23 protein-coding genes and 1 pseudogene are annotated in these 24,409 nt (G+C 69.4%); 3 read left to right on the top strand and 21 right to left on the bottom strand.

Annotated elements, in window-relative coordinates:
• Nucleotides 1-25 precede the first annotated feature (25 nt).
• Nucleotides 26-1,228 carry an MFS transporter gene (locus EV651_RS38050; RefSeq protein WP_133790499.1) on the bottom strand — a complete coding sequence of 401 codons (1,203 nt, stop codon included), beginning with the start codon at nt 1,226-1,228 and terminating at the stop codon, nt 26-28.
• Nucleotides 1,229-1,291: 63 nt separating this feature from the next.
• Here EV651_RS38050 and EV651_RS38045 point away from each other — a divergent pair, with 63 nt between their 5' ends.
• Nucleotides 1,292-2,281 (top strand): helix-turn-helix transcriptional regulator, encoded by a 990-nt coding sequence (locus EV651_RS38045; protein ID WP_133790496.1) that lies wholly within the window; start codon nt 1,292-1,294, stop codon nt 2,279-2,281.
• Here the strand turns inward: EV651_RS38045 and EV651_RS38040 are convergent.
• From EV651_RS38040 to EV651_RS38030, 3 genes are all read right to left on the bottom strand, one after another.
• Complete coding sequence (locus tag EV651_RS38040) at nt 2,278-4,311, bottom strand: primosomal protein N' (protein WP_133790494.1); 2,034 nt, start codon at nt 4,309-4,311, stop codon at nt 2,278-2,280. The genes EV651_RS38045 and EV651_RS38040 overlap by 4 nt on opposite strands.
• Nucleotides 4,312-4,404: 93 nt before the next feature.
• Entirely contained in the window at nt 4,405-5,598 is a 1,194-nt protein-coding gene (gene metK, locus EV651_RS38035; protein WP_133790492.1) for a methionine adenosyltransferase, read from the bottom strand.
• Nucleotides 5,599-5,787: 189 nt separating this feature from the next.
• Nucleotides 5,788-6,900, bottom strand: coding sequence for a winged helix DNA-binding domain-containing protein (locus tag EV651_RS38030; protein WP_133790490.1), 1,113 nt, complete (start codon nt 6,898-6,900; stop codon nt 5,788-5,790).
• A gap of 372 nt (nt 6,901-7,272) precedes the next feature.
• Between EV651_RS38030 and EV651_RS38025 the strand changes: the two genes are divergently transcribed.
• A complete protein-coding gene (locus tag EV651_RS38025; RefSeq protein ID WP_133790488.1) occupies nt 7,273-8,187 on the top strand; it encodes a GNAT family N-acetyltransferase in 915 nt (304 codons plus the stop codon).
• Here the strand turns inward: EV651_RS38025 and coaBC are convergent.
• The 7 genes from coaBC to EV651_RS37990 form a co-directional block, all read right to left on the bottom strand.
• Nucleotides 8,149-9,459: a bifunctional phosphopantothenoylcysteine decarboxylase/phosphopantothenate--cysteine ligase CoaBC gene (gene coaBC, locus EV651_RS38020; RefSeq protein WP_238157463.1), complete on the bottom strand. Its 1,311-nt coding sequence runs from the start codon at nt 9,457-9,459 to the stop codon at nt 8,149-8,151. The two genes, EV651_RS38025 and coaBC, sit on opposite strands and share 39 nt — an antisense overlap.
• 39 nt (nt 9,460-9,498) lie before the next feature.
• On the bottom strand, nt 9,499-9,801 hold the full coding sequence (gene rpoZ / locus EV651_RS38015) for a DNA-directed RNA polymerase subunit omega (protein WP_130388473.1): 303 nt from the start codon (nt 9,799-9,801) through the stop codon (nt 9,499-9,501).
• Between the two features lie 2 nt (nt 9,802-9,803).
• Complete coding sequence (gene gmk, locus EV651_RS38010; RefSeq protein WP_133790486.1) at nt 9,804-10,397, bottom strand: guanylate kinase; 594 nt, start codon at nt 10,395-10,397, stop codon at nt 9,804-9,806.
• 38 nt (nt 10,398-10,435) lie between these two features.
• Entirely contained in the window at nt 10,436-10,750 is a 315-nt protein-coding gene (gene mihF / locus EV651_RS38005; RefSeq protein WP_133790484.1) for an integration host factor, actinobacterial type, read from the bottom strand.
• Between the two features lie 117 nt (nt 10,751-10,867).
• A complete protein-coding gene (locus tag EV651_RS38000) occupies nt 10,868-11,242 on the bottom strand; it encodes a hypothetical protein (RefSeq protein ID WP_238157462.1) in 375 nt (124 codons plus the stop codon).
• 119 nt (nt 11,243-11,361) lie between these two features.
• Nucleotides 11,362-11,739: a hypothetical protein gene (locus EV651_RS37995; RefSeq protein WP_238157461.1), complete on the bottom strand. Its 378-nt coding sequence runs from the start codon at nt 11,737-11,739 to the stop codon at nt 11,362-11,364.
• A gap of 9 nt (nt 11,740-11,748) precedes the next feature.
• Nucleotides 11,749-12,714, bottom strand: coding sequence for a DMT family transporter (locus EV651_RS37990; protein WP_238157460.1), 966 nt, complete (start codon nt 12,712-12,714; stop codon nt 11,749-11,751).
• Nucleotides 12,715-12,783: 69 nt separating this feature from the next.
• Here EV651_RS37990 and EV651_RS37985 point away from each other — a divergent pair, with 69 nt between their 5' ends.
• Nucleotides 12,784-13,647, top strand: a complete 864-nt coding sequence (locus EV651_RS37985; RefSeq protein WP_133790483.1) for a LysR family transcriptional regulator — start codon at nt 12,784-12,786, stop codon at nt 13,645-13,647.
• On the opposite strand, the gene EV651_RS42090 is transcribed toward EV651_RS37985, so the two are convergent.
• The 10 genes and pseudogenes from EV651_RS42090 to pyrR all read right to left on the bottom strand — a co-directional run bounded on the left by EV651_RS42090 (nt 13,617) and on the right by pyrR (nt 24,374).
• Nucleotides 13,617-14,114: a DUF4037 domain-containing protein gene (locus EV651_RS42090; RefSeq protein WP_202870702.1), complete on the bottom strand. Its 498-nt coding sequence runs from the start codon at nt 14,112-14,114 to the stop codon at nt 13,617-13,619. The two genes, EV651_RS37985 and EV651_RS42090, sit on opposite strands and share 31 nt — an antisense overlap.
• Nucleotides 14,115-14,181: 67 nt before the next feature.
• Nucleotides 14,182-14,457 (bottom strand): annotated as a pseudogene (locus EV651_RS43465) (hypothetical protein); the annotation flags it as partial.
• Nucleotides 14,458-14,686: 229 nt separating this feature from the next.
• Nucleotides 14,687-15,523 (bottom strand): orotidine-5'-phosphate decarboxylase, encoded by an 837-nt coding sequence (gene pyrF / locus EV651_RS37975; protein WP_133790609.1) that lies wholly within the window; start codon nt 15,521-15,523, stop codon nt 14,687-14,689.
• A 23-nt stretch (nt 15,524-15,546) separates the two neighbouring features.
• On the bottom strand, nt 15,547-16,599 hold the full coding sequence (locus EV651_RS37970) for a quinone-dependent dihydroorotate dehydrogenase (RefSeq protein ID WP_133790481.1): 1,053 nt from the start codon (nt 16,597-16,599) through the stop codon (nt 15,547-15,549).
• Nucleotides 16,592-19,897 carry a carbamoyl-phosphate synthase large subunit gene (gene carB, locus EV651_RS37965; protein WP_133790479.1) on the bottom strand — a complete coding sequence of 1,102 codons (3,306 nt, stop codon included), beginning with the start codon at nt 19,895-19,897 and terminating at the stop codon, nt 16,592-16,594. The genes EV651_RS37970 and carB overlap by 8 nt, the downstream gene beginning before the upstream one ends.
• On the bottom strand, nt 19,897-21,018 hold the full coding sequence (carA, locus tag EV651_RS37960; RefSeq protein WP_133790478.1) for a glutamine-hydrolyzing carbamoyl-phosphate synthase small subunit: 1,122 nt from the start codon (nt 21,016-21,018) through the stop codon (nt 19,897-19,899). Before carA ends, carB begins: the two co-directional genes overlap by 1 nt.
• Nucleotides 21,015-21,500 (bottom strand): hypothetical protein, encoded by a 486-nt coding sequence (locus EV651_RS37955; protein WP_133790476.1) that lies wholly within the window; start codon nt 21,498-21,500, stop codon nt 21,015-21,017. The genes carA and EV651_RS37955 overlap by 4 nt, the downstream gene beginning before the upstream one ends.
• Nucleotides 21,497-22,789: a dihydroorotase gene (locus tag EV651_RS37950; RefSeq protein WP_133790474.1), complete on the bottom strand. Its 1,293-nt coding sequence runs from the start codon at nt 22,787-22,789 to the stop codon at nt 21,497-21,499. Before EV651_RS37950 ends, EV651_RS37955 begins: the two co-directional genes overlap by 4 nt.
• Nucleotides 22,786-23,724, bottom strand: a complete 939-nt coding sequence (locus tag EV651_RS37945; protein WP_133790471.1) for an aspartate carbamoyltransferase catalytic subunit — start codon at nt 23,722-23,724, stop codon at nt 22,786-22,788. The genes EV651_RS37950 and EV651_RS37945 overlap by 4 nt, the downstream gene beginning before the upstream one ends.
• Complete coding sequence (gene pyrR / locus EV651_RS37940; protein ID WP_133790470.1) at nt 23,721-24,374, bottom strand: bifunctional pyr operon transcriptional regulator/uracil phosphoribosyltransferase PyrR; 654 nt, start codon at nt 24,372-24,374, stop codon at nt 23,721-23,723. Before pyrR ends, EV651_RS37945 begins: the two co-directional genes overlap by 4 nt.
• Nucleotides 24,375-24,409 lie beyond the last annotated feature (35 nt).

Genomic DNA, 24,409 nt, shown 5'->3' with positions numbered 1-24,409 from the left:
ACGAGACCCGGTACCGCAACTCACCTCATGCGTTCGACTGGGCGCGGGCGTGTAGTGCGGGTGCCAGTGCGTACTGGCCGATGAAGATCGCTACGCCGAGAACCGCGCAGCCGAGCCAGGTCGCGGTCGGGCCGAGGTGCTCGAGGGCGTTGGTTCCGGCCAGCGGCCCGATCACCGTGCCGACGCCGAACGCCATACCGGACAGGCCCATGTACCGGCCGCGCAGGTCGATCGGCGCGAGATCGGCAAACACGGCGCCGATCACCGCCGCGAACCCGATCTCCCCGAGCGTCCACACGACGACCGACATCCCGTATCCCCACCAGGTGTGGACGACGGCTCCCAGACCGAACCCGAGCCCGACCACCAGCATCGACGCGGCGAGCAGTTTCGGCCGGTCGAGTTTCGCCATCCACCGGCCGAGGAACGGCTGGACGAGCACGATCACCACACCGTTGAGCGCGATCACGAGCCCGTACGTCCGAGAGGACAGGCCGTCCCCCGCCATCGCGAGCGGCAGGGTCGAGTAGCCCTGCATGTAGATGGTCGCGTAGCCGATCTGGATCAGGACCATCATCAGGAACACCGTGTCGCGCGCGACGACCGGGAGCAGTGCCCGGCCGACCGAGTTGTCTTCGGGCGCCGGGCGGCTCTCCGGCACCATCGTCCAGATGACCAGACCAGCAATTACCGACGTGGCGGCGTTCACCCAGAACAGCAGGCCGTAACCGAACGACGCGAGTACGCCGGCGCTGACTGTCGACACGGAGAAGCCGAGGTTGATCGCCCAGAACAGGAGGCCGTACGCGCGGACACGCTCGGTCGGCTGCAGCAGGTCCGCGACCGTCGCTTGGACCGCGGGGCGGAACAGGTCGCCCAGCAGGCCGACGAGGAAGGCTGTCACCCAGACCAGCACCATCGAACGGGCGGATCCGAGCAGGATCAGCGCGGCGCCGGTGCCGAAGAAGCAGATCAGCATGGTCACCCGGCGTCCGGCCCGGTCGGACAACCAGCCGCCGACGAGTTGCGCGCAGACGCTTCCGGCGCCGACGGCGGCTGCGACGGCGCCCGCCGTACCCGCGGAGAGGTGCCGATCGTGGGTCAGGTAGAGAACGAGGAACGGTTGCACGAAGCTGCCGAGCCGGTTGACCAGCTGGCACACCCACAACGCCCAGAAGGCCCGCGGCAGTGCGGTGGTCGTGGGGTTGCCGACGGCGATTGCGCTCATGGGTCAACTGTCCGGCTCCACCGCGGCGTTGTCGACGATTAGGCTCAGGGCTAATCTGGCCCGGTGATCACGATCAGGCTGAACGCCGGGGACATCGGGCGGATCCGGTTCGCGCTGTCGCCGGTTTGGGAGGCCGTGACGAGTGTGCGGGCGCTGAGCAACAACACCGCGCGCAGCGTGCACGGGCCGTGGCTGCAGAAGGTCCGGCCGACGATCGAGGGCGACGACCTGACGTTGCTCAGGGCCCTCATTCCGTCGTACGGCTATATCCCGGACTTCCTGACCCCGGCCCCGCCGCGCCGGTCGACGAGCCTGGAGTCGGGCCTGGCCGCGATCGCCGCCACGCCGCACGACCTCGTCGCCGACGAGCTCGCGCAGTTGCACAGGGACACCCCGGACCCGCTGCTCCCCGAGCTGATCGCGCACCCGGCGAAGGCGCTCGACCTGATCACCTCGGCGCTCGAGACGTACTGGCGGCGGGCGATCGAGCCGGACTGGCGGCGGATGCGGTCGCTGCTGCAGGAGGATCTCGCGTACCGGCTGGACGAGCTGGCGAGCGGCGGGATCGAGCGGCTCTTCCGCAATCTGCATCCGTCGATCAAGTACGCCGGCGACCGCATCTCCATCGACCGGCCGTTCTGCTGCGACGGCGAGCCGATGGCGGGTCAGGGCCTGCTGCTCGTGCCGTGTGTGTTCACCTGGCCGGCCGGGCTGGCCGTCACCGGCGCACCGCACGTCCCGACGATCACGTACCCGCCACGCGGCCTCGGACGGCTGTGGGAGGACCGCCAGGACACGACGGACTCCCCACTCGCGGACCTCGTCGGCCGCACCCGGGCCGCGATCGTCAGCCACCTCGACCTGCCGATGTCCACAACCCACCTGGCCAACCAGCTAGGCGTCTCCGCACCCACCCTCAGCGTCCACCTGAGCATCCTCCGCAACGCCGGCGTCGTCACCTCCCGCCGCGACGGCCGCGCCGTCCTCTACCACCGCACGTCCCTGGGCAACCAACTCCTCGCGGCGCCCACCGCGCTGGCCTCCACGGCCTAGCCGAAGCTGGGTGGGTCTACCTGGATCCGGACTGTGCCGGGGTTCTTCTTGGTGGTGCGGGCCGATTGGGATTCTTTGAGGGCTTTCACGAGGGCAGTGCCGTGGGCGCGCGGGGTGCGGACGACGGCGCGGACGGTTTCCTCGTCGAGGTCGACCGGGCCGAGGACCTCGAGACCGGCGGACGGCGGCATCAGGTCGCGCAGTCGGGTGACGAGGTCGTTGACGGATTCGGCCGGGCCGGTGAGTTCGGCGAGTTTGGCGGCCGGGGCGAGGCGGGCGGTACGGCGTTCCTCGATCTCGCGGGCGGCGTACCCCTCGGGGCTCCACCGCACGATCGCCTGCAGCGGCAGCGCCGACGGGTCGCCGACCAGGATCACCATCCCACCGGAGCTTGCCGGCCGGACGAGTGCGGCCGCGTTGAACCAACGGCGTACCGCTTCTTCGGCGGCCCTGAGGTCGGGGCGAGCGAGCATCAGCCAGGTGTCGAGGAGCAGCGCCGCGCTGTATCCGCCCGCGGCGACCGGCTCGGCCCCCGGTGTGCTGACGACCAACGCCGGCGCGTCCGGTACGACATCGAGCATGTTGTCCCCGCCCGACGTGCGGACGACGACACCGGGGAACGCGCGCCCGAGTTCCTCCGCCGTACGACGTGCGCCGATGATCGCCGCGCGCATCCGGGTGTCGCCGCACTCCGGGCACCGATGATCCGCCGCCGGCCGGCCGCACACGCTGCAGCTCGCCGGCCCGGATCCCCCGGTACGACGCAACGGGCCGCCACAGGTGGCGCACCGCGAAGGCGCCCGGCACGTCTGACACACCAAACTCGGCAAGTACCCGGCCCGCGGAACCTGCACCAGCACGGGCCCGGTGCGCAGACCCTTGCGCGCGATCTCGAACGCCCGGGACGGCAACCGCGCCGCGCGCGCCGACGGATCACGCGCCAGATCGATGTCCGACTCCCCCGCAATGTGCACGGACGGCGCCGCCGCCCGGGTCACCTTCCGGTCCGCGATCAGCTCCTGTGCGAACCCGGACTCCACCAAGGCCGCCGCCTCCGCGGACCGCGCGTACCCACCGAGCAACGCCGCGCACTTGTGCCGATATGCCCGCAGCAGCAGGACTTCCCGGGCATTCGGGTACGGCGCCCGCGGCTCGGCGTACGACTCGTCGCCGTCGTCCCACATCGCCACCAGGCCGAGATCCGCGACCGGAGCGAACGCCGCCGCGCGTGTCCCGATCACGACCCGCGCACGGCTGTGCAACGCGGACAGAAACGCGCGATAGCGAGCTGTCGGACCCAGATCCGCGGACAGCGTGACGAACCCGGACTCCCCCAGCACCTCGGCACACGCAGCGGCGAGCCGCTCCAGGTCCCGCGCGTCAGGCGCCAGCAACAACGCGCCCCGGCCAGAGGCCGCACACACCGCAGCCGCCTGAGCGAACGCGAGCGGCCAATCAGCTCCCGGTACGGCGGTCCACACCGCCCTCGGCGCCTCGCCCCGCGCGACCGCGTCCAGGAAGCCAGGAGGGTACGGCGCCCACTCCGAGCGGGACGTCGACAGCGGCGGACGTGGCGGCTGATCGCAGCGCAGCGCCTCGCCCTCGACCTTCGCGTGCCGCGGCGGCACCGCGAGTCGCGTGACATCCGCGAGCACCCCGGCGTACCGGTCGGCGACCGCCCGGCAGAGGTCCGCGATCTCCGGCGTCAGCACCTGCTCGGGCGAAACGACCTTGCGGAGCCGGACCAGCTTGCCGTCATGATCCGATGCGTCGAGCCGCTCCAGCACGAATCCGTCGAGGTCCTTGCCGGCGAACCGCACCTTCACCCGGGCACCGGGCTGGGCGGCCGCGGCCAGGTCGTCCGGCACCAGATAGTCGAACGGCCGGTCCAGGTGCGGGAGCGAGACATCGACCGCGATCCGGGCCACCGGCAACGTCGTGGTGATCTCGGCCGGCTCTTTGGTGCGCGACTTGCGAACGGTGTCGCGCAGCAGCGTCAGCTGCTCCGGCGAGTCTCCGTTCGATGTCACCGGGAAACTGTAGTCGGCCGCGACGACACTGCGTGGGACGCGGACGGCCGGGCTGTGGACAACCGACAGCCCGGCCGCGCGCGTACGTCGTACTTACTTGCTGACCGCGGCCTTCAGGGCCTCGACGCGGTCCGTGCGCTCCCAGGTGAAGCCCTCGCCGGTGCGGCCGAAGTGACCGTTCCGCGCGGTCTGGGCGTAGATCGGCCGGAGCAGCTCCAGGTCGCGGATGATCGCGGCCGGCCGCAGGTCGAAGACCTCGCGGACCGCGGCGGCGATCTTGTCCACGGCGACCTTCTCGGTGCCAAAGGTGTCGACGTAGAAGCCGACCGGCGCCGCCTTGCCGATCGCGTACGCGACCTGGCACTCGACCCGGTCCGCGAGCCCGGCCGCGACGATGTTCTTCGCCACCCAGCGCATCGCGTACGCCGCCGAGCGGTCCACCTTCGACGGGTCCTTGCCGGAGAACGCGCCGCCGCCGTGCCGCGCCATACCGCCGTAGGTGTCGATGATGATCTTCCGGCCGGTCAGCCCGGCGTCGCCCATCGGGCCGCCGATCTCGAACCGGCCGGTCGGGTTCACCAGCAACTTGTAGTCGGTCGCATCGATGTCGAACTGCTCCAGCACGGGGTCGACGACGTGCTTCTTGATGTCCGGCTGCAACATCGTCTCCAGGTTGATGTCCGCCGCGTGCTGGCTGGACACCACCACGGTGTCGATCCGGACCGCCTTGTCATCGTCGTACTCGACCGTGACCTGGGTCTTGCCGTCCGGCCGCAGGTACGCCAGCGTGCCGTTCTTGCGGACCTCGGCGAGCCGCTCGGACAGCCGGTGCGCGATCGTGATCGGCAGCGGCATCAGCTCAGGCGTCTCGTTGGACGCGTAACCGAACATCAGTCCCTGGTCGCCTGCCCCCTGCAGGTCCAGCACGTCCTCCGACGCGTCCGAACGCGTCTCGTACGCCGTGTCGACACCCTGGGCGATGTCCGGCGACTGGCTCCCGATGGCGACCTGCACCCCACAGGACGCGCCGTCGAAACCCTTCAGGGACGAGTCGTAGCCGATCTCCAGGATGCGCGCGCGCACGATCCCCGGAATGTCGACGTACGCCGTCGTGGTGACCTCACCCGCGACGACGACCAGACCCGTGGTGATCAGGGTCTCGACCGCAACCCGGCTCTTCGGGTCCTCGGCCAGCAACGCGTCGAGGATGGAGTCGCTGATCTGGTCAGCGATCTTGTCCGGGTGACCTTCGGTCACGGACTCGGACGTGAAAAGGCGCCTCGCCACAGTTCTCCCTCGGATTCCTCTTGTGCCGCCCGGTTGCGCGTTGGCACAGCCGCACGATCCCCCCATGCACCGGCGGTTGGCGATGCATCTTGGGAAGTATGCCAGCAGTTTCCGCCCGCGTCCCGGTGACGCTCCGAATTTCTCCAGGATACGAGATGCGTGATCGCATTCTGGACGATCCGCGCGGGTTCAGGCGTGCGGGCCGACCGTCACATCGCCGAGTGTGAGCGACGGCGTACCACCAAGAATCGCAGCCAGCCGGTCCACCTCGGCGTCGAGCAACCTGCGGCGGCGCCGGTTCAGCGGCGTCAGCGCCTCGACGGTGACCTGGAGATTCTTACCGCTCTTCTTCTGGTGCCAAACGCCGGCCACAACGCCGTCGACGAGGAGCAACGGGAAGTTGCCGGCCTGACCGCGGGCGGTCGCGCGGTCGAACGCCTTGCCCGGAAAGAGCAGTTCGCGCGGGAAGCTACCGACGCCGTACGCATCGAAGTACGGCAGCAGCCTGACGCCGTCCGCGCGATCGTCGGGGAACTCGTCGTCGCCGGGAGCGATCCAGGCGGTCTGGCCGTTGAGCTCGACCTGCGGCAGGTCGTCGAAGTACGGCTTGACCATCGTCGGCGTGGTCTTGAGCCAGCGGGCGAACTGCTGCGGGGTCGCGGGGCCATACGAGTAGAGGTACCGGTGCAGGAGTTCGGTGAGCGCTTTCTCCGCGGGCATCGGGTCGAACGGGCGGAGCCGGTGCGGATTCGAGTACGTCGTGAGCCGCCCGCGCATCGGTCCGTGGCAGAGGACGCCGGCGTGCGCTGCGAGGTAGACCGCCTGCCGCCAGCGGGCCCAGGCGCCCTGGAACGCCGGAATCGTCGGCGTGCGCGCCCACTCACCGGTACGCCGTACGACTTCCTCCGTGAGCTCGTCGACGGTCAGGTCTGCGTCGGCGAGGGCTTCACCGACCGCGGCCACGACCTGGTCGAGCTCGCCCGGCGTCATCCGGATCGGCTCCGGCTGCTGGCCGCCGGCCGGCAGCGCTGACAGCGCGCCGGTCCACATCGGCAGATCCTCAAGCGGCAGCAGATGCACGGTCCCGCGCGGCCCGAACGTCTTCACCAACCCTTCGTCGCGCTGCACCGACTCCCGATTCTCCCCGCCAACGCGCAGCGCCACGGACACCTCCCCCGCCGCCGCGATCTGCGCATGCGCCCCACACATCGCCCGCACGGCATCCACCGGCGTCTCCGCGGCCTCACTCAGAAAATGCCGCCGCATCCGCCGCGCAACCACGGCCTCCCAGCTGATCTCCATGGCCTCAGACTAGGGATGGAAGCGGACAGCTTCTGTCCTCTAATGTCCTGCGCAGCAAGTCCGCGCCGTAATTCCGGCCCGGTGCGATCGCCGCTCCCCACTCCCAGCCCACCCAAGCCCCGACCCCACGCACCCACAACCTCCCCAAACCGCTTTGGGCAGGCTCTAGCCTCCGACCGGGGAGCGCAGCTGCCCGATACGGGCAGGTAGGGCTCCCCAAACTGGTTTGGGGGCGGGCCCCCAAACCAGTTTGGGGCGGGATCCAGCGACGGGGGTCCGGCCGGCTCGGACTTGTCGCGCGAATCTCCGGTACGGGACACCGAGCCGCAAAAACCTGGAGCCGCTTGCGGCAAGCTGAGGCAAGCTGACTTCATGACCACGAGCATCCGGACTGCGATCACCGACGCCGACTACGAAGCCTTCCGTGCGGTGCGGATCGCGACCATGCCGTATGAGCGCTGCCCGACTGTCGCTGAGCTCCGCGCTCTCGACCGCCCGGGCCGGTTGATGCTGCTTGCGGAGATCGACGGCGAGGTGGTCGGCAGCGGGCTGGCGGATCGTTCGCAGGACGGCGAGCGGGCGTCGCTGACACCGCGGGTCCGCCCGGAGTTCCGTCGGCGCGGGGTGGGGACCGGCCTGCTCCGGGTGCTCGCTGACCATGCCGTTGCCCAGGGCTACGACACGGCAGGCGCCAATGTCGACGATGCGGAGTCCGGGCTCTTCGCTGAACGGTTCGGCTTCGTGGAAACGAATCGGCAGGTCGAGCAGCTGCGGAAGATCGGCGACGAACCGTGGCCGGCGCCCTCGACGGCGTACACGATCGTCTCGGTCGCCGAACGCCCCGAGCTGTGGGCGGCGGCCTATCACCAGGTCGCGCTGCCGACGTTCCCGGACATGGACCACCCGGTCGCGCTCAAGGTTTCCCAGGACGACTGGGAGAAGGAATGGATCAACGACCCGGCCGCGATGTTCGTGGCCGTCGCCGGCAACGAGGTGATCGGCGTCGCGGGACTGCTGCTCGACTCCGACCGACCGGAGCGCGCGGAGGTCGGCTACACCGCCGTACGGCGGGAGTGGCGCGGCAAATCGGTCGCCGCGACCCTCAAACGCACCAGCATGGCGTGGGCCGCCGACCACGGCATCACCGAGATCTACACCTGGACGCAGCGCGGCAACGACGCGATGCGCCGCCTCAACGAACACCTCGGCTTCACCTACGGCATCACCAGCATCACCCTGCGCGCGCCGCTACCCCTGGCCGGGTTGGCCCCAGTGGGTGGCGACTAGGTTCCAGATGACACCCGCCAGGGCGTCCTTGCTGCCGGAGGGGACGGGGAGGGCGTTGCCGGTGCGGTCGAGGATGACGGCCTCGTTGACGTCGCTGCCGAAGACCTTGCCGCCGGAGACATCATTGACGACCAGGAGGTCGCAGCCCTTGCGTTCCAGTTTGGCGCGGCCGAGCTCGAGGACCGTGTGGTCGGCGTCGCCGGTCTCCGCGGCGAACCCGACGATCACCTGATCGGTGCGGGACCGGTCGTGCGAGATCGTCTGCAGGATGTCTGGGTTCTGCACCAGGCTGACCGCGGGCACTGAGCCGTCGGCGGTCTTCTTGATCTTGTGCTCAGCGACGTTGGCCGGGCGGAAGTCGGCAGGGGCCGCGGCCATCACGATCGCGTCCGCGTCGGCGGCCCGTCCGGTGATCTCGTCGTACAGGTCGCGGGTGCTGGTGACCGGGACGACCTGGACGCCGGCCGGGTCGGGCAGCTCGGAGTTGGCCGCGACCAGGGTGACCTTGGCGCCGCGGGCGGCCGCGATCCGGGCGAGCGCGTACCCCTGCTTGCCGGACGACGAGTTGCCCAGGTACCGCACCGGGTCGAGGTGCTCACGGGTACCGCCGGCGCTGATCAGCACGTGCTTGCCGGTGAGGTCGGCGACCGACTGGCCGGCCGCGCGGGCGGCCTCGTCGGCGAGCATCAGCTGGCTGATCGCGAAGATCTCCGACGGCTCCGGCAGCCGGCCGCGGCCGGTGTCGGTGCCGGTCAGGCGCCCGACCGCAGGGTCGAGGACCGTGATCCCGCGGGCACGCAGCGTCGCGACATTCGCCTGGGTCGCCGGGTGCTCCCACATCTCGGTGTGCATCGCGGCCGCGAACAGGACCGGGCAGCGCGCAGTGAGCAGGGTGTTCGTGAGCAGGTCGTCGGCGAGCCCGTGGGCGGCCTTGGCGATCAGGTTGGCGGTCGCGGGAGCGACCACGACCAGCTCCGCCGCCTTGCCGATCCGGACGTGCGGCACCTCTTGCACGTTGTCGAACGGGTCGGCGGTCACCGGCTGCCCGGACAGCGCCGCCCACGTCGCCGCGCCGACGAACTCCAGCGCGGCCGCCGTCGGCACCACGCGCACGCTGTGCCCGGACTCGGTCAGCCGGCGCAGCAGATCACAGACCTTGTACGCCGCGATGCCGCCGCCGACGCCCAGCACCACGTTGGGCTTGTGCTTGGGGACGACGTCAGCCCCCGGACCGTGGTCGGTTCCGGGGGTCTGGTCACCGGTTGCGGACATCGTGTGTGGACTCCGTTCCCGGTCGTTCGTCCTAGGTGACTACTCGGACTTCTCCGCGGCGGCGGCTTCCGCCTCGGCCTCGGGGTCGATGTCGGTGCAGGTCAGCACGCCCTCGTTGATCTCGCGCATCGCGATCGACAGCGGCTTCTCCTGGACGTGCGTCTCGACCAGCGGTCCGACGTACTCCAGCAGGCCCTCGCCGAGCTGGGAGTAGTAGGCGTTGATCTGCCGCGCGCGCTTGGCCGAGTACAGCACCAGCTTGTACTTGGAGTCGGTGCGGGTGAGCAGGTCGTCGATCGGCGGGGACGTGATGCCGATGGCGACGGGCTGGTTGCCAGACAAGGTCAGGCCTTTCCAGAGATGTGGGGTGATCGAATCAACTTTACCAACTGATCGGCGGCTTCCCGAACCGAGGCGTTCACGATCGTCACGTCGAACTCCTTCTCGGCCGCCAGTTCGACGGTCGCGGTCTCCAGCCGCCGCTCCCGCTCCTCCGGCGTCTCGGTGCCGCGGTAGAGGAGCCGACGGACCAGCTCGTCCCAGCTCGGCGGGGCCAGGAAGACGAACTGCGCCTCCGGCATCGTCGCCCGGACCTGGCGCGCGCCCTGCAGATCGATCTCCAGCAGGGCCGGCCGGCCCGCGGCGAGCTTGTCGAGCACCGGTTGCCGCGGCGTCCCGTAACGGGCCGCCTTGTGCACCACCGCCCACTCCAGCAACTCGCCGTCGGCGATCATCCGGTCGAACTCGGCGTCGGAGACGAACAGGTAGTGCACGCCGTGCACCTCGCCCGGCCGCGGTTTGCGGGTGGTCGCGGACACCGAGATCCAGATGTCCGGGAACCGTTCGCGGATGTCGGCCGCGACGGTTCCCTTGCCGACCGCCGTCGGGCCGGCCAGCACCGTCAACCGGGCCGGGGTGTCACCGGGGTCCGTGGTCATCGTCACACCAGTGTCCAACGAACCGGTCAGCGTCTGGCTCACTCGGCGAATTCGCGCTCGAGCGCGGCGATCTGGTTCGAGCCGAGGCCGCGCACCCGCCGCGTCTCCGAGATCCCCGCGCGCTGCATGATCTGCTGGGCGCGGACCTTGCCGACACCCGGGATGCACTGCAGCAGCTGGCTGACCCGCATCTTGCCGATGACGTCGTTCTTCTGCCCCTCGTGGAGCACCTCCGTCGGAGACGCTCCCGAGTGCCGGATCCGGTTCTTGATCTCGGCTCGTTCACGCCGCGCCGCCGCGGCCTTGTCCAGAGCGGCCGCACGCTGCTCCGGCGTCAAAGAAGGAAGTGGCACCGTTTCACCTGTCCCGTTGTATGGCTTCGCAAGGGAACCTAACACGGGTTCAGCCCGGGATTGAGTCGTGGTGGAACCCAGGCGCGGGACAAGCGGGCGATTGGAACGATCAGTTGATCAGTTCAGTGCCGGAAGGTCGACCTTGCAGCTGTCCTTGGCCTGGCTGGTGATGTTCTTGTACGCCGTCATCACGCCGCCGGTCTGCTTGCTCAGTTCGGCCAACTGGGCGGCGTCCGTACCGGCCTTCTCGGCCTTCTCCGCGAACGCGACGACGACACCCCAGTCGTCCTTCACGTCCTTCGGCGCGGACTCCTGGAGCTTCTTCGCCTCGTCCAGGATCTTCACGTAGTCGACCGGCTTCTGCGGGTCGACGTCGACTGCCTTGGCGGCGTACTTGGCGAGGTCCACGCAGTACGCCTGTTCGTCGGTGCAGGCAGTCAGCACACCGGCGGTTGCGGCCATGGTCGCGAGAACGGCGAGAGAGCGCTTCACGACGTTCACGCTACAGGTACCCGGGACTACGGACCGAAACCGCCTCCTGGCACGCGCTGGTGGGACGGAACGGGCAGAGCCGTCCCACCAGGCAGGTCAACGGCAGGCCGAACGGAAGGTCAGCTACCGGAGCCCGGCAGGTCGATCTTGCAGGTGTCCTTCGCCTGCTTGGTGATCGCGTCCATCGCCGGCTGGATCTTGGAACCGTCGGACTTGGCCAGCTCCATCAGCTTGTTGGTGTCGCCCTTGGCGTCCTGCGCCTTCTCGGCGTAGTCGATGACAGTCTTCCAGTCGTCCTGCAGGTCCTTCGGCGCCGACTTCGACACCTTCTTCGCCTGGTCCAGCATCTTGCCGACCGCGTCGGAGTCCTTGATGTCCAGGTCCTTCGCCGAGTCGACGTAGCCCTTCAGGTCTCCGCAGTAGTCGCCGCCCGAGCAGGCCGTCAGGGCGCCAACACTCATCGTCACAACGGCCGCGAGGGCTGCCAGCTTCCGCATCGTGTTCCTTCACTGTGTCGCGCGGGAAGACCGTGGCTCCCCGTCCGCCGACACCTTTCCGAACGCCGGGGTCACCGCGAGCTCCGGCACGCCGTGAAGAACATCGCACCCGCCGACTGGAACCCGGTTGTGATGTAGCGCGTCGCCACCGAAGGAGATCGCCACCGCGTTCGCGGAAACGATCACGACGATCGCCAGCCAGTCCGGCATCCCCAACCGCTGGTGCAGAACGACCAGCCCGACGAGTGCCGCGAGTACCGGGTTCACGCTCATGAACACACCGAAGAACTGCGCCGGGACGCGGCGCAACGTCAACAAATCAACGAGGAACGGCACGGCCGACGACAGCACACCGGCCACCAGCGCGTACGACGCCGCGGCCAACGTCGGCGGGTGATGCAGCAGCACGACCACGCCGATCGGCACGTAGGCGAGTCCCGACAGCCCTGCCGCCGCGGCCGAACCGGTTGCGCCCGGCAACTCTCGCCCGACCTTCCGGTTGAGCAGGATGTAGAACGCCCAGCACAGCGCGGCGAGCAGACCCAGCCCGATCCCGAGGTAGTCCGTCGTTGCCTGCGGACGGGCCAGCAGGACGACAGCGGGCGCGGCGACGAGCGCACAGGCCAGGTCGAGCACGCGCCGGGACCCCAGGAGCGCAACGGCCAGCGGACCCAGGAACTCCAGCGTCACGCCCAGGCCCAGGCCTACTCGGTCGATGGCGGTGTACAGGGACAGGTTCATCACGGCGAAGACCGCCGCCAGCCCGACGACCAGGCGCCATTGCGGGGCCGTGATCGACCGCAGCCGCGGTCTCCCGATCGCGAGCAGCAGGACCGCCGCGACCCACTGCCGGATCGCCACCACGCCCGCCGGACCGATCACCGGGAACGCGAGCGCCGCCACCGACGCACCGACCTGCGTCGACAGCCCGCTCCCGAGCATCATCACGACACCGACCAACCGTTCACGCCTCACGATCACGAGAATCCGCCCGGCGCGTGGCTGCGCAAAATGCATCGAGCCGCCGATCTATACGCTGGGGTCATGGATATCCGGCAGCTGCGGTGCCTGGTGGAGATCGTCGACTCGGGTACGTTCACCGACGCCGCGATCGAGCTGGGGATCTCTCAGGCCGCGGTGTCCCGCAACCTGCTGGCCCTGGAACGCGAACTCGGCGTACGCCTGCTGCACCGAACCAGCCGCTCACTCACCCCGACGACGGCCGGCGTCCGGGTGCTCGCGCGGGCGCGGCACATCCTCGCGGAGATCGACGAACTCGTGAGTGAGGCGACGAGCGGTCACACCCGTCTGCGGGTCGGCCACGCGTGGTCGGCGTTCGGGAGCCGCACCCGCGAGTTCCAGCGCCGGTGGGCGGTGGAGCATCCCGGCATCGAGCTGCAGCTGATCCGCACCAACACCGCGACCGGCGGTCTCGCCGAGGGTCTGTGCGATCTCGCGGTCATTCGCAGTCAGCTGGACCTGCGGCGATTCGGGCACGTGTTGCTGACCCGGGAGCGGCGGTACTGCGCTCTGCCCGCCGACGACCCGCTGGCTCGCAAACGGGCGCTGACGCTCGATCAGCTCCGGGACCGGACGCTCGTGATCGACCGGCGTACCGGGAGCACCACGGCCGATCTCTGGCCGGAGAGCGCTCGCCCGGCCCTCGAGTACACCCAGGACGTCGACGACTGGCTGGCCGCGATCGCGTCCGGGCGATGCGTCGGCGTGACGCCGCAGGCCACCTCGACGCAGTACCGGCGGGACGGCGTGGTCTACCGCCCGCTGCGGGACGCGCCGCCGGTCGACGTACACCTGATCTGGCATCGCGACGACCCGCACCCGGCGGCGCAGGCGGCCGTCGACCTGCTGATCGCGCTCTACCGGGAATCGAGCAGCCCGAGCAGCTGACGACGGTCCGCCACCCGCCACAGCACAGTGCGGACCTGCTCGATCCCGCCGACCGGCCAGCGCTCCAGGAGCCGCCGTACCTCTGGATCCTCGATGTCGGCGGAGAGCGCGCCGATGAAGTCACCCCAGACGACCTTGAACGGCCGGTCGCACATCCGTACGACGCCGAGGTCGACCGGCGGGGTGATCGCGAGTTGGTTGTGCAACTCCCCCACCGCCAGGTACGCGGCGGAGAGCGCTTCCTCGCGTTCCTCCCAGCTCTCCGCCCGCAACACCTCGCGGCACAGGGGCCCGATCGACGGACCGCAGGACAGCCGGCCGAAGGCAGTCCCGAACCACTTCGAGTACGGCGCGTACTGCCGCTCCATGAGGAAGCACAACCGCATCAGGTCCTCGACCATGCGCGCGCCGATCAACGCCGACCCGAGGTCGTCGCCGACGTACCCGGCCCGGCCGACCAGGTTCATCTGGCGGATGCACGCGCCACCAGGCGGTGATCATCAGGTAACGCCAGACGTCGTCCGGGTAATACGCGAGCCGATCACGAATATCATCCAGACCGAGTTCGTCATGAAACACACCGCCCGCGGTGAACTGCCGCAGAATGGATTCCGGAAAGGTGAGCCAATCGCGAACCGTCAATGCGACGTCGACATCGAACCCCACGTGGTCGCGGAAGTACCCGCGCAGGGTGTGGACCTCGACCAGCGCCGGCCGCCCCTCGAACGTCTGTGGCACCTCGAGTCGCAGCTCGACGCCGTCCGGGACGAACACCAGCGCGCGAGCCTCGCAGTTGTGGTCCGTCGACATCTCGTCGTCGAACCCGAGCACCTCCGAGCCCCGCCCGAGCAACGCCGCACTGTGCGGCACGTCCACCATCGGCCGGACGACGTCGAAGTAGAACCGCCGGCACAATTCCAGCCCTGAACCCATGCCGACGAAGATCGCACGCCGGGCCTGGCGATTTCAAGAAAAACAGCAAATGGCGCAGAAATTCAGCTGCGCCATTTGCTACTGCATATTCTACCGCATTTCGGGGTCAGTAACCGAGCGCCGTCCGGTAGGCGTCGTTCGTGCGCGCGGCCGCGTCCTGGAGGGCGGTGGCGTCGGGACCGGCTCCGAGGATTTCCCGGGAGCTGGACGGTACGACGTTGCGCACCGCGGACCCGAAGACCTCGATGAGACCCTCGGCCGTGCCGCCCTGGGCGCCGAGGCCGGGAGCGAGCAACGGGCCGTTGATGTCCAGGTTCTCATCCGTCGAACTGATGGTCGCCCCAACAACCGCACCGAAGGACCCGAGGCCGTCCGCGTCGGCGTTCAACGCGCGCAGACCGTCGAGGACCGCGCCGGCGACCGTCGTACCGTCGGCGGTGCGGGCCGACTGGAACTGCGGGCCTTCCGGGTTCGAGGTGAGTGCGAGGACGAACAACCCCGCCCCCGACTCCCGGGCCACGTCGATCGCGGGCTGCAGCGACCCGAACCCGAGGTACGGGCTGACCGTCAGCGCGTCGCACGCCAGCGGCCCCTTCTCGGCCAGGTACGCCGACGCGTAGCCGGCCATCGACGAACCGATGTCATTGCGTTTCGCGTCGATGATCACCAGCGCCCCGGCGTCCCGCAGCCGGATCAGCGCCTGCTCCAGCACGGCGATCCCGGCCGACCCGAAGCGCTCGAAGAACGCGGACTGCGGCTTGAACACCGCGACCCGGTCGGCGAGGGCGTCGATGACACCGTACGTGAACGAGGCCAGGCCCTCCGCGGTGTCGGGCAGGCCCCAGGCGTCGAGCAGGTGTGCGTGCGGATCGATGCCGACGCACAACGGCCCGCGCGTATCCATCGCTGCCCGCAACCGGGTCCCGAACGGTTTGCTCCGCATGTCGCTCCCGAAAGTCTCGTTGCTCAAGGCAATCTCCTGTTGATCTGCCGGATCAGCCCCGGCCCGCGATAAATCAATCCTGTGTACACCTGGACGAGGCTCGCGCCGGCGTCGAAGAGCCGGACCGCGTCCGACGGTTCCACGATCCCCCCGACTCCGATGACGGGGAGCGCTCCCCCGGTTTCCGCGTGGATGTGCGCGACGACCTTCGCCGACATCTCGGCCAGCGGCCGCCCGGACAAACCGCCGGTCTCACCCGCCAGCGGATGCCCCGAGACGCCCGCCCGGTCGATCGTCGTGTTGGTGGCGATGATGCCGGCGACGCCGGTGCCGGTGCAGACCTGGAGGAGCTCGTCGATCGCCGACGTGGTCAGGTCCGGTGCGATCTTCACCAGGATCGGTTTCGGAGCCAGCCCGGCGACGGTCAGCGAGGCCGCCTCGGCGTGCAGTGCGGTCAGCAGTTCGCGCAGGTGTCCGGCGTCCTGGAGAGAGCGCAATCCCGGTGTGTTCGGTGAGGAGACGTTGACCGCGAAGTAGTCGCCGTACCGGTAGAGGCGGCGCAGCGAGGTCACGTAGTCCTCGACCGCCTCCTCCAGCGGTGTCACCTTCGACTTCCCGATCGAGATGCCGAGCGGGTAGCCGAGATCGCCGTACGCCGCCAATCGCGCGGCCAACGCCTCGCTGCCGAGGTTGTTGAAGCCCATCCGGTTGATGACCGCCTCATGCTCGACGAGGCGGAACAACCGAGGCTTCTCGTTGCCCGGTTGCGGATGCGCCGTCACGGTGCCGACCTCGACGAAGCCGAACCCGATCGCGGGCCACGCGCGCAGGGCGATCCCGTTCTTGTCCATGCCTGCCGCCAGTCCGACCGGTGACGGGAACTGGATCCCGAAGACCGTACGAGCCGAGGCCGAGGCACCGCGACGAGCCGGAACACCGAACACGCGGGACCCGGCCGCGGCGGCGCCCGGTATGCGCCCCAGGAGGCGCATACCGTTCAGCGTCTGCTCGTGGGCGACCTCCGCGTCACCGCGACCCAGCCGGTACAGGACCGGCCGGACCACTCGCCTATACACCGCGGATCCTCGGCACCCAGTCCTGCAGCGACCGGACGCCGATGTCGCCGGCGCGCTGCGCCTCGATCCCCTGGACCGCGGCCGCGAGCCCCTGCACGGTGGTGATGCACGGGATGTTCCGCGCCACCGCCGCGCTGCGGATCTCGTACCCGTCGATCCGCGGCGAACCGCCCTGAGTGATCCCGATCGGCGTGTTGACGATCAGGTTCAGCTCGCCGTCCTGGACCATCTGGACGATCGTCGGCTCACCGTTCGGGCCGGGGCCCTGGCTGCTCTTGCGGACCGTGACCGCCTCGACGCCGTTGCGCCGCAGGACGTCGGCCGTGCCTTCGGTCGCGTAGATCTGGAAGCCGAGATCCGCCAGCCGCTTGACCGGGAAGATCATGTGCCGCTTGTCCCGGTTCGCGACCGACACGAACACCTTGCCGTTGATCGGCAGCGGCTGCGACGCCCCCGCCTGCGACTTGGCGAACGCCGTACCGAACGTGTCGTCGATGCCCATCACTTCACCGGTGGACTTCATCTCCGGCCCGAGCACGGTGTCGACCGACGAACCGTCGATGGTCCGGAACCGGTTGAACGGCATCACGGCCTCCTTGACCGCGATCGGCGTCGTCGGCGGCAGCGTCCCGCCGTCCCCGGTCGCCGGCAGCAGACCCTCGCCCCGCAGCTCGGAAATAGTTGCCCCGAGCATCACCCGGGCCGCGGCCTTGGCCAGCGGTGTCGCGGTCGCCTTCGACACGAACGGCACCGTCCGGGACGCCCGCGGGTTCGCCTCCAGCACGTAGAGGACGTCGCCGGCGAGCGCGTACTGGACGTTCAGCAGGCCGCGTACGCCGACACCGCGGGCGATCGCCTCGGTCGAGCGACGGATGTTCTCGATGTCCGCGTTCCCGAGCGTGATCGGCGGCAGCGCACACGACGAGTCGCCGGAGTGCACACCGGCCTCCTCGATGTGCTCCATCACGCCGCCGAGGAACAGCTCCTCGCCGTCGAACAGCCCGTCGACGTCGATCTCGACCGCGTCGTCGAGGAACCGGTCGATCAGCACCGGGTGCTCCCACGAGCCCGAGCCGGCGCTCAGCCGGTCCAGCGCCGCGGTCAGCTCGGCCGAGCTGTAGACGATCTCCATCCCGCGACCGCCCAGCACGTACGACGGCCGGACGAGGACCGGGAACCCGATCTCCTCCGCGACGTCGTGCGCGGCCTCGGCCGACATCGCCGTACCGTGCTTCGGCGCCGGCAGCTTCGCGTCCGCGAGCACCTTGCCGAACGCACCCCGCTCCTCCGCCAGGTGGATCGCCTCGGGCGACGTCCCGACGATCGGTACGCCGGCGTCCGCCAGGCGCTGCGCCAGTCCGAGCGGCGTCTGACCGCCGAGCTGGACGATCACGCCCGCGACCGGTCCGGCCTGCAACTCGGCGTACACGATCTCGAGCACGTCCTCGCAGGTGAGCGGCTCGAAGTACAGCCGGTCGGAGGTGTCGTAATCGGTCGAGACCGTCTCCGGGTTGCAGTTCACCATCACCGTGCAGTAGCCGGCCTCGCGCAGCGCCATCGACGCGTGCACGCAGGAGTAGTCGAACTCGATGCCCTGACCGATCCGGTTGGGCCCGGAGCCCAGGATCAGGACGGCAGGAGTGTCCCGCGGCGCAACTTCGGTCTCCTCGTCGTAGGACGAGTAGTGGTACGGCGTCTCGGCCTTGAACTCGGCCGCGCAGGTGTCGACCGTCTTGTAGACCGGCCGGATCCCGAGCGCCTGCCGGACACCGCGGACGACGTCCTCGGTCAGGCCGCGGATCTCGGCCAGCTGCAGGTCGGAGAAACCGTGCCGCTTGGCCAGTTTGATGACGTCCGGCGTCAGCCGCGGAGCGGCAGCAACCTGGAGAGCGGTCTCGTGGATCAGGTACAGCTGGTCCACGAACCACGGGTCGATCCTGGTCGCGTCGAAGATCTGCTCCGGTGTGGCACCGGCCCGGATCGCGTCCATGATGATCCGCAGCCGGCCGTCCTGCGGCGTCTTGATTGCCTCCAGCAACGGCTCGAGCTCGCCGGCGGGCTGGCCGGCCCAGGAGAACCGGGCCTCCGGCTTCTCCAGCGACCGCAACGCCTTCTGCAGCGCCTCGGTGTAGTTGCGGCCGATCGCCATCGCCTCGCCGACGCTCTTCATGTGTGTGGTCAGCGTGGCGTCCGCGGCCGGGAACTTCTCGAACGCGAACCGCGGCACCTTCACCACCACGTAGTCCAGCGTCGGCTCGAAGCTGGCCGGCGTCTGCTTGGTGATGTCGTTCGGGATCTCGTCGAGCGTGTAGCCGATGGCGACCTTCGCGGCGATCTTCGCGATCGGGAAGCCGGTCGCCTTCGACGCCAGCGCCGACGAGCGGGACACCCGCGGGTTCATCTCGATGACGATCAGCCGACCGTCGTCGGGGTTCACCGCGAACTGGATGTTGCAGCCGCCGGTGTCGACGCCGACCTCACGGATGATGCCGATCGCGAGGTCCCGCATCACCTGGTACTCGCGGTCGGTCAGCGTCATCGCCGGCGCGACCGTGACCGAGTCGCCGGTGTGCACGCCCATCGGGTCGACGTTCTCGATCGAGCAGATGATCACGACGTTGTCGGCCTTGTCGCGCATCACCTCCAGCTCGTACTCCTTCCAGCCGAGGATCGATTCCTCGATCAGCACCTCGGTGGTCGGGCTGGCGTGCAGTCCGGCGCCGGCGATCCGGCGCAGGTCCGCCTCGTCGTAGGCCATCCCGGATCCGACGCCGCCCATCGTGAACGACGGCCGCACCACCAGCGGGTAGCCGAGCTGGTCGGCCGCGCCCATCACGTCGTCGATCGTGTGGCAGATCACCGACCGCGCGGTCTCCGCGCCGAGCTTCTCGACGATCTGCTTGAACGACTCCCGGTTCTCGCCGCGCTGGATCGCGTCGACGGACGCGCCGATCAACTCGACGCCGTACTTCTCCAGTACGCCGTTGTCGTGCAGGGCGATCGCCGCGTTCAGCGCGGTCTGCCCGCCGAGGGTGGCGAGCAGCGCGTTCGGGCGCTCCTTCTCGATCACCTTCTCGACGTACTCCGGGGTGATCGGCTCGACGTACGTGGCGTCGGCGAACTCCGGGTCGGTCATGATCGTGGCCGGGTTGGAGTTCACCAGGACGACCCGGAACCCCTCCTCCTTCAGCACCCGGCAGGCCTGGGTCCCGGAGTAGTCGAACTCGCACGCCTGGCCGATCACGATCGGTCCGGACCCGATCACCAGGACCGATTCGATGTCTGTCCTGCGCGGCATCAGTTCCGCCCTTCCATGAGCTCTACGAACCGGTCGAAGAGGTACGCCGAGTCGTGCGGCCCGGCCGCCGCCTCTGGGTGGTACTGGACCGAGAAGGCCAGCACGCGGCCGTCCTTGCCGGTCAGCTTGAGTCCTTCGACGACGTTGTCGTTGAGCGAGACGTGGCTGACTTCCGCCGTTCCGTACGGCGTCTCCACCGTCTCCCCGATCGGTGCGTCCACCGCGAACCCGTGGTTCTGCGCGGTGATCTCGACCTTGCCGGTGGCCCGGTCGAGCACCGGCTGGTTGATCCCGCGGTGCCCGTACTTGAGCTTGAACGTGCCCAGTCCGAGCGCCCGTCCGAACACCTGGTTGCCGAAGCAGATCCCGAAGTACGGCTTCCCCCGCTGCAGGAGTTCCTTCAGCAGCGTGGTCGGGTGCTCGGTGGTCTCCGGGTCACCCGGGCCGTTGCTCATGAAGATGCCGTCCGGGTTCACCGCGAGGATCTCGTCCAGTGGGGTGTTCGCAGGCATGACGTGGACCTCGATGCCGCGCTCGGACATCCGCTTCGGCGTCATCGTCTTGATCCCGAGGTCGAGTGCGACCACCGTGAAGCGCTTCTCCCCCTCGGCCGGCACGACGTACGGCAGATGCGTCGTCACCTCCGACGCAAGGTCCGCGCCGACCATCGGCGGCTGCTCGAGCACCTTCTGCAGCAGCTCGGCGGGGTCCAGGATCTCGGTGGAGATCCCGGCACGCATCGCGCCGCGCTCCCGCAGGTGCCGGGTCAGCGCGCGGGTGTCGATCCCGGAGATCCCGACGATGTCCTGACCCTTCAGCTGGTCGTCGAGCGATCGCTTCGCGCGCCAGTTCGACGGCACCCGGGCCGGGTCGCGGACGACGTACCCCGCGACCCAGATCTTCTGCGACTCGTCGTCCTCGTCGTTGATCCCGGTGTTGCCGATGTGCGGCGCGGTCTGGGTGACGATCTGCCGGTGGTACGACGGGTCGGTCAGTGTCTCCTGGTAACCGGTCATCCCGGTGGTGAACACCGCCTCGCCGAACGTGGATCCGGTCGCCCCGTACGACGTACCGGCGAACGACCGCCCGTCCTCGAGGACGAGCAGCGCTGGCTGGCTCATAGTGCTCCGATCAGAGTCGAGATGGATGCGGTCAGGGCGGCGGTGTCGGCCTTACGACGCGGACGGAACCCGGTGTCGAGCTCACGGCCGTCGTGGGTCCAGGTGACCACGACCAGGCCGGACTTCTCCGCGGTCACCTTGCCGGCGATCCCACGGTCGGTCCGGACCCCGGTCAGGTGGTCCGCGGGGATGAAGACATCCGCCGCGCCCTGCCGGTGGAAGATCAGGCCGGCCTCACTGACGGCCAGGTCCGCGGTGGCGCGGACGCCCAGTTCGTGCACGGCGATCCGGTCCATCCAGTCGCCTGCGCTCGTCGTCGCGACGTACACACCTTCGACGCCGCGCGCCCCTTCTTCTGGCGCCGTGGGCAAAGGCGCCAGGTCGGCCTGCCTGGCCTGGCGGTTCCGCCAGCCCCGGTACATGCCGAGGTAGCCCGCTGCCAGCACCAGCAGCGTGCCGAGAGTGCCGAGGAACGCCCTCACCGGGTGAGCTCACCGTCCAGGACGGTCGGCGTACCGCGCAGGAACGTCGCGACCACCTTGCCCGGCAGCGTCATCCCGTCGAACGGCGTGTTCCGCGACAGTGACACCGAGTCTTCCGGTACGACGGTCCGCTCGACCCTGGGGTCGTAGAGGACGACGTTCGCGGGCGCACCGGCCTCCAGCGGGCGGCCGTGCTCGGCGGCCTGGCCGATCGCGGCCGGCCGGTAGCTCATCCGGTCCGCGACATCTGCCCAGGTCAGCAGCTTCGTGTCGATCATCGCCTGCTGGACCACCGAGAGAGCGGTCTCCAGGCCGGTCATCCCGAACGCGGCCGCGCTCCACTCGCAGTCCTTGTCCTCGACCGGGTGCGGCGCGTGGTCGGTGGCGACGATGTCGATCGTGCCGTCGGCCAGGCCCTCGCGGACCGCCTCGACATCCTCCTTCGTGCGCAGCGGCGGGTTCACCTTGTAGACCGGGTTGTAGGAGGCGGCGAGCTCCTCGGTCAGCAGCAGGTGGTGCGGGGTGACCTCGGCGGTCACCTCGAGCCCGCGCCGCTTCGCCGCGCGGACGATCTCCACGGAGCCCTTCGTGGACAGGTGACAGACGTGCAGCTTCGACCCGACGTGCGCGTTCAGCAGGATGTCGCGGGCGATGATCGCCTCCTCTGCGACACTCGGCCAGCCGGTCAGGCCGAGCACGCCGGAGAGCGCTCCCTCGTTCATCTGCGCGCCCTGCGTGAGCCGCGGCTCCTGCGCGTGCTGCGCGATCACACCGTTGAACGCCTTCACGTACTCGAGCGCGCGGCGCATCAGCGCGGCGTCCCAGACACAGTCGCCGTCGTCGGAGAACACCCGGACCCGGGCGGCGGAGTCCGCCATCGCGCCGAGCTCCGCGAGCTGCGTGCCCTTCCGTCCGACCGTGACCGCGCCGATCGGGTACACGTCGGCGTACCCGGCGTCGCGGCCGAGGCGCCAGACCTGCTCGACCACACCGGCGGTGTCGGCGACCGGGTCGGTGTTGGCCATCGCGAAGACCGCGGTGAAGCCGCCCTTCGCGGCCGCGCGGGTGCCGGTGAACACCGTCTCGGCGTCCTCCCGGCCGGGCTCGCGCAGGTGCGTGTGCAGGTCCACGAGACCCGGCAGCGCGACCAGCCCGTGCGCATCGATCGTCTGCGCGCCGGCGGGCACGTCCAGACCGGTGCCGGTGGCAACGATCTCGCCGTTGTCGATCAGCAGGTCCGCTTGGTCACCGCCAACGATCCGTGCGCCGGTGATCAGGTATGCGGTCATGCCAGGTGCTCCTCGGTCTCGTTGGTTCCAGATAGCAGCAGGTACAGGACGGCCATCCGGATCGCCACGCCGTTCGTGACCTGCTCGACGATCACCGAGCGGGTGGAGTCGGCGACCTCGGCGCTGATCTCCATCCCGCGGTTCATCGGCCCGGGGTGCAGCACGATCGCCTCGTCCGGCAGTTGCGCCATCCGGTTCTTGTCCAGGCCGTAGCGGCGCGTGTACTCGCGGGCGCTCGGGAAGAACGCGTCGTTCATCCGCTCCCGCTGCACCCGCAGCATCATCACCGCGTCGCTCTTCGGCAGCACCGCGTCGAAGTCGTACGACGTGGCGCACGGCCACCTGCTCATGTCGACGGGCACCAACGTCGGCGGGGCGACCACGGTGACCTCGGCGCCGAGCGTCGACAGCAGCAGCACGTTCGACCGCGCGACCCGCGAGTGCAGGACGTCGCCGACGATCGTGATCCGGCGGCCCTCCAGCGAACCGAGGTGCCGGCGCATCGTGAACGCGTCGAGCAACGCCTGCGTCGGGTGCTCGTGGGTGCCGTCGCCGGCGTTGACCACCGACCCGGTCATCCAGCCCGACTTCGCCAGCAGGTGCGGCGCACCGGACGATCCGTGCCGGCAGACGACGCCGTCGGCGCCCATCGCCTGCAGGGTCAGCGCGGTGTCCTTCAGGCTCTCGCCCTTGCTCAGGCTCGAGCCCTTCGCGGAGAAGTTGATGACATCCGCGGACAGCCGCTTGGCGGCCGCCTCGAACGAGATCCGCGTCCGGGTCGAGTCCTCGAAGAACAGGTTCACCACGGTCCGCCCGCGCAGCGCGGGCAGCTTCTTGATCGGGCGGTCGGCCAGCGACCGCATCTCCTCGGCGGTGTCGAGGATCAGCTGCGCCTCGTCGCGGCTCAGGTCCGCGGCGCTCAGCAGGTGCTTCATGCCTTCACCCCTGTCGGCGGCTTGTCGGCTGCTTTGTCGGCTGCTTTGTCCGCAGCTTGGTCGGCTGCTTTGTCCGCGATCAGTACGGCGTCCTCGCCGTCGAACTCGGTCAGGTGCACGGTGACCCGCTCGACCAGGGAGGTCGGCAGGTTCTTGCCCACGTAGTCGGCGCGGATCGGCAGCTCGCGGTGGCCGCGGTCGACCAGGACGGCGAGCTGGACGGCGCGCGGGCGGCCGATGTCGCCGAGCGCGTCGAGCGCCGCACGGATCGTCCGGCCGGAGAACAGCACGTCGTCGACGAGCACCACGACCTTGCCGTCGATACCGTCCGCCGGGATGTCGGTGTGTTCCAGGCCGCGTGGTGGCTTGAGGCCGATGTCGTCGCGGTACATGGTCACGTCGAGTGATCCTGTCGGCACGCTCTGCCCCTCAACGGCCTGAATCCGGGCCGAGACGCGTTGTGCCAGCGGGACTCCGCGGCTGGGGATACCGAGCAGGACGACCGGGTCGGCGCCGCGGTTCCGCTCGAGGATCTCGTGAGCTATCCGGGTCAGTGCCCGGGAAATGTCGGAAGCGTCGAGGACTTCGCGGCTGCTGCGTTTCGGCGGCTGCGAGATCTCGGGGTGCTCTGCACTCTGGGCAGGGCTCATCGCTACCGTTCCTCCTTTCCCGCCTCTCTGGACGG

Source organism: Kribbella sp. VKM Ac-2571 (assembly GCF_004362255.1).
GTDB classification, from domain to species: Bacteria; Actinomycetota; Actinomycetes; order Propionibacteriales; family Kribbellaceae; genus Kribbella; species Kribbella pratensis.
The sequence above is the reverse complement of the archived record's forward strand: the minus strand, read 5'-3'. Positions and strand labels throughout refer to the sequence as shown.